At 70.8% G+C, this 6,989-nt stretch carries 9 protein-coding genes and 1 pseudogene; 8 read left to right on the forward strand and 2 right to left on the reverse strand.

Features of this window, described 5'->3' with window-relative positions:
* Nucleotides 1–55 precede the first annotated feature (55 nt).
* On the reverse strand, nt 56–778 hold the full coding sequence (locus ACFV0Q_RS35915; RefSeq protein ID WP_385011374.1) for a DUF5324 family protein: 723 nt from the start codon (nt 776–778) through the stop codon (nt 56–58).
* A 174-nt stretch (nt 779–952) separates the two neighbouring features.
* Between ACFV0Q_RS35915 and ACFV0Q_RS35920 the strand changes: the two genes are divergently transcribed.
* Nucleotides 953–1,480 (forward strand): peptidylprolyl isomerase, encoded by a 528-nt coding sequence (locus ACFV0Q_RS35920; RefSeq protein ID WP_385011384.1) that lies wholly within the window; start codon nt 953–955, stop codon nt 1,478–1,480.
* Nucleotides 1,481–1,611: 131 nt separating this feature from the next.
* A complete protein-coding gene (locus ACFV0Q_RS35925) occupies nt 1,612–2,487 on the forward strand; it encodes a rhomboid family intramembrane serine protease (RefSeq protein WP_385011376.1) in 876 nt (291 codons plus the stop codon).
* A gap of 117 nt (nt 2,488–2,604) precedes the next feature.
* On the opposite strand, the gene crgA is transcribed toward ACFV0Q_RS35925, so the two are convergent.
* Nucleotides 2,605–2,859, reverse strand: a complete 255-nt coding sequence (crgA, locus tag ACFV0Q_RS35930) for a cell division protein CrgA (RefSeq protein WP_266575696.1) — start codon at nt 2,857–2,859, stop codon at nt 2,605–2,607.
* A gap of 91 nt (nt 2,860–2,950) precedes the next feature.
* Between crgA and ACFV0Q_RS35935 the strand changes: the two genes are divergently transcribed.
* The 6 genes and pseudogenes from ACFV0Q_RS35935 (at nt 2,951) to ACFV0Q_RS35960 (ending at nt 6,927) form a co-directional block, all read left to right on the forward strand.
* Nucleotides 2,951–3,727, forward strand: coding sequence for a DUF881 domain-containing protein (locus tag ACFV0Q_RS35935; protein ID WP_385011378.1), 777 nt, complete (start codon nt 2,951–2,953; stop codon nt 3,725–3,727).
* Nucleotides 3,696–4,427, forward strand: coding sequence for a class E sortase (locus ACFV0Q_RS35940; RefSeq protein ID WP_385011380.1), 732 nt, complete (start codon nt 3,696–3,698; stop codon nt 4,425–4,427). Before ACFV0Q_RS35935 ends, ACFV0Q_RS35940 begins: the two co-directional genes overlap by 32 nt.
* Before the next feature lie 105 nt (nt 4,428–4,532).
* The gene (locus ACFV0Q_RS35945; protein ID WP_030225149.1) at nt 4,533–4,709 is read left to right on the forward strand and encodes a hypothetical protein; all 177 of its coding nucleotides are present in this window, start codon (nt 4,533–4,535) and stop codon (nt 4,707–4,709) included.
* Entirely contained in the window at nt 4,706–5,344 is a 639-nt protein-coding gene (locus tag ACFV0Q_RS35950; RefSeq protein WP_267033877.1) for an aminodeoxychorismate/anthranilate synthase component II, read from the forward strand. The genes ACFV0Q_RS35945 and ACFV0Q_RS35950 overlap by 4 nt, the downstream gene beginning before the upstream one ends.
* Nucleotides 5,290–6,180: pseudogene (locus ACFV0Q_RS35955) on the forward strand (class E sortase); the annotation flags it as partial. The gene ACFV0Q_RS35950 and the pseudogene ACFV0Q_RS35955, both read left to right, overlap by 55 nt.
* A gap of 12 nt (nt 6,181–6,192) precedes the next feature.
* Nucleotides 6,193–6,927 carry a class E sortase gene (locus tag ACFV0Q_RS35960; RefSeq protein ID WP_385011382.1) on the forward strand — a complete coding sequence of 245 codons (735 nt, stop codon included), beginning with the start codon at nt 6,193–6,195 and terminating at the stop codon, nt 6,925–6,927.
* Nucleotides 6,928–6,989: the final 62 nt, after the last annotated feature.

Raw genomic sequence — 6,989 nt, forward strand, 5'->3', positions numbered from 1 at the left:
GAAGGGGCCCGGATCCAGGTGGTGGATCCGGGCCCCTTCCGCGTACCGCTTCCGGTCAGTGCTGCTGCGTGCCGCCGTCGGGTCCCTTCGGGCGCGTGCCCGGCGTGCCCGTCTCCGTCTCGCGGTCCTGCTCCGCCAGCTCGTCGTCGAAGCTGGCCGGCTCGGCGTCGCGCGCGGAGAGCTCGGTGGCCGCCGGGGGCTCGACGAGCCAGTCCGGGTTGGACTGCCGGTCCCACCACTTCCAGGCCGCGAAGGCCCCGGCGGCCACCAGGCCGACCAGCGCGACGCCGCGGAACACCCGGCCGCAGTGGGCCCGGCGCTCGTTGCGGCGTACCAGCCGGCGCACCTCGTCGGCCGACACCTGGCCGCGCAGCGCGGCCAGCGCCGCGACCGACCGGGAGGCGGCCTCCTCGGCCACCGGAGTGGCCGCCGCGAGCGCGCTCTCGATACGGGGCTGCGTGTATTCGGCGGCCTGGCGCGCGGCGCGGCGCGTCTGCTCCACCGCCTGGACCGCCGCCCGGTCGACCTTCGGCGGCACGTGGGAGCGGGCCGCACACATCCGGGGATGCAGATGGGAGTCGTAGGCCGCACGCGCCTGCAGCGAGGCCTGGGTCGCGGCGTGCGAGACCTTCGGCGCCAGCAGCTCGTTCGCCTCGTGCGCGTAGTGCACGGCCGCGTCCCTGGCGCTTCCTGCGTACGGCGCCACCACTTCCGCCGCGTGCTTCACGGTGTCCCTGGCGCTCTCGGCGGCCAGGCGCACGCTGTCCTTGCGGGTCACGGGATCCTCCTCCTCGGTGGCGGACACAGTTCACCTTTCCACCCTTTGTCGGATCATGCCTGCCATAGCGCTGCCCGGCATGCGTGACAGGGCATACGGGTGGGGGATTTCTCTGCTGTGCTGCCCTCCGTGGGAGGATCGGAACCGACAGTGATCACTATGGAAGGCAGACCCGTGGCCGAGAAGCTCTACGCCACCCTGAAGACGAACCACGGCGACATCGAGATCGAGCTGCTGGAGAACTTCGCTCCCAAGACGGTCCGCAACTTCGTGGAGCTCGCCACCGGCGCCCGCGAGTGGACGCGCCCCACGGACGGCCAGAAGACCACGGCCCCGCTCTACGACGGCACCGTCTTCCACCGCGTCATCAGCGGGTTCATGATCCAGGGCGGCGACCCCCTCGGCAACGGCACCGGCGGCCCGGGCTACCGCTTCGCCGACGAGTTCCACCCCGACCTGTCCTTCACCAAGCCGTACCTGCTCGCCATGGCCAACGCCGGCCCGGGCACCAACGGCTCCCAGTTCTTCATCACGGTCGCGCCCACCGCCTGGCTGACCCGCAAGCACACCATCTTCGGCGAGGTCACCGACCCGGCCAGCCAGAAGGTCGTGGACAAGATCGCGGCGGGCCCCACCAACCCGCGCACCGAGCGGCCCCTCGACGACGTGATCATCCAGTCGGTGGCCGTCGAGCGGCGCTGAGCCGCGCGTACCGTCCCGAGAGCGGTGATCCGCGGGGCGCCGGGAACCTTTGCGCCCCGCCCGTCCGTCCTGGTTGTGTACCGGACCGGCGGGGCACCTCCCTGCCCCGCCGCCGCTGATCGAGGGGACCGATGGACACCGACCGTCTGCCGGGCTGCTACCGCCACCCGGACCGCGACACGGGGATCACCTGCACCCGCTGCGACCGCCCCGTCTGCCCGGACTGCCGGGTCAGCGCGTCGGTGGGATTCCAGTGCGTCGAGTGCGTCCGGGAGGGCTCCGGCACCGGGCACGCCCGCGCGGCCAACGCGCCGCGCACGATCGCGGGCGGGCTGGTCGCGGCCGACCCCCAGCTGGTCACCAAGATCCTGATCGGCATCAACGTGGCGGTCTTCCTCGCCGCGTACGCCGTACCGGGGCTCGCGGTGCAGCTGGAGCTGCTCGGCCGCTACATCGAGTACTACGGAGCCCCTCTGGAGGGGATCTCCACCGGGCAGTACCACCGGCTGCTGACCTCGGTGTTCCTGCATGTCGAGTGGTGGCACATCTTCAGCAACATGCTGGCCCTGTGGGTGATCGGCGGTCCGCTGGAAGCCGCCCTGGGGCGCGCCCGCTACCTCGCCCTCTACCTGCTGTCGGGCCTGGGCGGCAGCGCCCTGGTCTACCTGCTGACCGCGCCGAACACGCCGACCCTCGGCGCCTCGGGCGCCATCTGCGGCCTGCTCGGCGCCACCGTGGTCCTCGCCCGCCGGCTGCGCTACGAACTGCGGCCGGTCCTGATCACGCTCGGGCTGATGCTGCTGATCACCTTCGTGCCGCTGGGCGGCAGCCTGTCGGTGTCCTGGCAGGCGCACATCGGCGGGCTGGTGACCGGCGCGCTGGTGGCGCTGGGACTGCTGGCGCCCGCCACCGGCAGGAAGCGCACACTGGTCCAGACGGGGACCTGCGTGGCGGTGTTCCTGCTGGCCGCGGCGGTGGTCGTGGCGCGGACAGCCGCACTCACCTGATCACACCGGCGTCAACTCTCCACAGAGTTATCCACAGATCTTCTGTCTTTTCCTCAGGTGTGGATGACGCTGTGGATAACTCATGGGGAGAGCTTGCGCCGCGGCGCTAGATGCGCACTACTTCCACTGGGTGGAGACACCGAATCCGGCTGCGATGAATCCGAAGCCGACCACGATGTTCCAGTTGCCCAGTGCCTCGACGGGCATCTGGGTATCGGTCACGTAGAAGACGACGATCCACGCGAGACCGATCAGGAACAACGCCAGCATGACCGGGGCTACCCAGCTGCGGTTCGTCAGCCTGATCGTCTGCGCCTGCTTCGCCGGCGGCGGCGTGTAGTCGTCCTTCTTGCGGATACGTGACTTCGGCACGAGGGGCTCTCCTGTCGATGCGCTGGGGACCTTGCCTGCCCCGGGCGTCCGTTAGCGTAGTGGACCTGTGGCGTTGAAGGAGAAGGGTACGTTGAGCAATTCCGACGACTCCTCCGCGGGTCCCCGTCGCCGGGCCAGACCGGTCCGGCTGCTGACGGCCGCCGTCTTCGCTCTGGCAGGCCTGATCTTCGTCACCAGTTTCAACACTTCCAAGGGTACGAACATCCGGACGGACGCTTCGCTCCTGAAGCTGTCCGACCTCATCCACGAGCGCAGCGCCAACAACGCCGAGCTGGAGAAGAGCGCCGCGGCCGCGCGCGACCGGGTGGACGCCCTCGCGGAGCGCGACGACGGCAGCACCAAGGCCGAGGACGCGAAACTGGCCGCCCTGCGCGCGGCCTCGGGCACCGAGGAGATCTCCGGCAAGGGCCTGAGCGTCACCCTCAACGACGCCCCGCCGAACGCGACCGCCCGTGTCCCGGGCGTGCCCGAGCCCCAGCCCAACGACCTGGTCATCCACCAGCAGGACCTCCAGGCCGTGGTGAACGCCCTGTGGCAGGGCGGAGCCCAGGGCATCGAGGTCATGGGCCAGCGGCTGATCTCCACCAGCGCGGTGCGCTGCGTGGGCAACACGCTGATCCTCCAGGGCCGGGTGTACTCGCCCCCGTACAAGGTGTCGGCCGTCGGAGACCCGGGCGCGTTGCGCAAGGCCCTCGCGGCCTCCCCCGCCCTGCAGAACTACCAGCTGTACGTCAACGCGTACGGGCTCGGCTGGAAAGTCGACGAGGACAAGAGGCTGACACTGCCGGGCTACTCCGGCACAGTGGACCTCCACTATGCGAAGCCGCTGGAGTCCGCCGCGCCCTGACGTCGTACTGCGCCTGGTGGTACGGACGTTCAGCGAGGTGTGCCTGACGGCCGGGACGCTGATCGTGCTGTTCGTGGCCTACGTGCTGCTGTGGACCGGCGTCAAGGCCGACCGGGCCATGGAGGGCGAGCGGGACCGGATGCGCGACCACTGGGCCGCCGCGGCCCCGGCGGCGGCGCCCGTTGCCTCCCCCGGGCCTTCGGGCGGGAGCACCCCGCCCCCGGACCCGCGGCCGCGCTCGTACCCGGCAGGGCAGGCCTTCGCCGAGATGTACGTCCCCCGCTTCGGGCCGGACTGGAGCAAGCCCGTCCTGGAGGGCACGGACCCCGATCTGCTGAAGAAGGGCCTGGGCCACTACGCGGGCACGGCCGGCCCCGGGGGCAACGGGAACTTCGCGGTGGCCGGGCACCGGCGCACGTACGGAGACCCCTTCAAGGACGTCCCCGAGCTGCGCCCGGGGGACGAGGTGATCGTCCGGGACGCCACGGACCGGTACACGTACACCGTCCGGGGCGAGGTCCTGCGCACCCTGCCCACGGAGACCGGGGTGGTCGACCCGGTGCCGAAGCGGTCCCCCTTCACCACTCCGGGCAAGTACCTGACCCTGACCACCTGCGATCCCGAATGGGGTCACAGCCACCGTCTGATCGTCTGGGCGGAGCTCACCGGTTCCCGGCCCGTCGCGCCCGGCGAGAACTGAGGGATTGCCCCGGTGACCCCCGCTGCCGGGGCCCTGGCCTTTAGGCTGTTGCGGTACCGCCCCCGCGGTGCGGAACGATCGTGGACGAAGAAGGAAACAGACGGAATGTACGGCTGGATCTGGCGGCACTTGCCGGGCAACGCGTGGGTACGCGCGCTGATCTCTCTCGTACTGATCCTGGCGGTGGTGTTCGTACTGTTCCAGTACGTCTTCCCGTGGGCCGAGCCGCTCCTTCCGTTCAACGATGTGACGGTGGACGAGGGATCGGGAGCCACTCCGTGAGCGCGCGCATTCTGGTTGTCGACAATTACGACAGCTTTGTCTTCAATCTGGTCCAGTACCTCTATCAGCTCGGCGCCGAATGCGAGGTGCTGCGCAACGACGAGGTCGAGCTCGCGCACGCCCAGGACGGCTTCGACGGCGTGCTGCTCTCGCCGGGGCCGGGCACGCCGGAGGAAGCGGGCGTCTGCGTCGACATGGTCCGGCACTGCGCGGACACCGGCGTCCCGGTCTTCGGCGTCTGCCTCGGCATGCAGTCCATGGCGGTCGCCTACGGGGGCGTCGTGGGCCGGGCCCCCGAGCTGCTGCACGGCAAGACCTCGCCTGTGGTCCACGAGGGCCTCGGCGTCTTCGCCGGGCTGCCGTCGCCGTTCACCGCGACCCGCTACCACTCCCTCGCCGCCGAACCCCAGACCCTGCCCGACGTGCTGGAAGTCACCGCGCGGACCGAGGACGGGATCATCATGGGGCTGCGGCACCGGGAGCACGACGTGGAGGGCGTGCAGTTCCACCCCGAGTCGGTACTGACCGAGTGGGGCCACCGGATGCTCGCGAACTGGCTCGTGCGCTGCGGTGACGCCGGCGCCGTCGAGCGGTCGGTGGGGCTGGCCCCGGTGGTGGGCAAGGCCGTCGCGTGACGACGGTCGCGCCGTCCGCCCCCACCGAGGGCCGGGCCGCGCGGCGCAAGGCAGCCCAGGAGGCCGCGAAGCGCTCGCACGCGCGGGCGCGCAAACGGGGCGGGCGGGGACGGCGGCGAGCCCGCCCCCGCTCGGGCGGCCCGGTGGTGGTGCTGAGCCGGGCGGCGGGGGAGCTGTTCATCACCGTCGGCGTGGTGATGCTGCTGTTCGTCACCTACCAGCTCTGGTACACCAACCTGCTCGCGGAGCGCGCCGCGGACGGGGCCGCGGGCTCGCTCCGGCAGACCTGGGAGCAGGCGCCGGGAGCGGGGCCCGGGACGTCCGCCGCGCCGCCGGTGGCGGCCTTCGAGCCGGGACAGGGCTTCGCGATCCTCTACATCCCCAAGCTGGACCTGAAGGTCCCGGTGGCGGAGGGGATCAGCAAGGCGAAGGTGCTGGACCGGGGGATGGCCGGCCACTACGGCGAAGGGGCGCTGAAGACGGCCATGCCGGCCGACAAGCAGGGCAACTTCGCGGTCGCCGGCCACCGCAACACCCACGGTGAACCGTTCCGCTACATCAACAAGCTGGTGCCGGGGGACCCGATCGTGGTGGAGACGCGGGACGCGTACTACACGTACGAGATGACCTCGTCGCTCCCGCAGACCTCCCCGGCGAACGTCTCGGTGATCAAGCCGGTCCCCGAGGGATCCGGATTCACCGGACCGGGCCGGTACATCACGCTGACGACCTGCACTCCCGAGTTCACGAGCACCTACCGGATGATCGTATGGGGCAGGATGATCGACGAACGCCCGCGCAGCCAGGGCGCTCCGCCCGCGCTGACCAGCCCGTAAGGACGACCCGCAGTGTCTCGTGCCCGCCGCCGCTCCGCACCGCCGCCCGCCGATCGCAGTGTGATCGCCGGGTTCCTGAGCCTGCTGGGAGAGTTCCTGATCACGGTGGGCCTGATCCTCGGGCTGTTCGTGGCGTACTCGCTGTGGTGGACCAACGTCCTCGCGGACCGGCAGGCCTCGGCCCGGGGCGACCAGATCCGCCAGCAGTGGCAGGCGTCCCCCGCGCCCGCGGTGAACGCGCCCGCCCAGCCCGGCGCCCTCGACACCAAGGACGGCATCGGCTTCCTGCACGTGCCGTCGATGAAGAACGGCGAGGTGCTGGTCAAGCCGGGCACCGCGCCGGACGTGCTGAACGACGGCGTCGCCGGGTACTACACGGACCCGGTGAAGTCGGCCCTGCCCTGGGACGACAAGGGCAACTTCGCCCTCGCCGCGCACCGCGACGGGCACGGGGCGAAGTTCCACGACATCGACAAGGTGAAGAACGGCGACGCGGTCGTCTTCGAGACCCGGGACACCTGGTACGTGTACAAGGTCTTCGCCGAGCTGCGCCAGACCTCGAAGTACAACACCGACGTCATCAACCCGGTCCCGAAGGAGTCGGGGAAGACGGGCCCGGGCCGGTACATCACGCTGACGACCTGCACCCCCGTCTACACCTCGAAGTACCGGTACATCGTCTGGGGCGAGCTGGTGCGGACGGAGAAGGTGGACGACAAGCGCACCCTCCCGGCGGAGCTGCGCTGAACCGGCCGCGCCGGATGTTTCACGTGAAACGGGCCCGGCCCCCCTCGTTCGTCGAGGAGGGC

It is taken from the genome of Streptomyces sp. NPDC059564, assembly GCF_042735575.1.
In the GTDB taxonomy this organism is placed as follows: domain Bacteria; phylum Actinomycetota; class Actinomycetes; order Streptomycetales; family Streptomycetaceae; genus Streptomyces.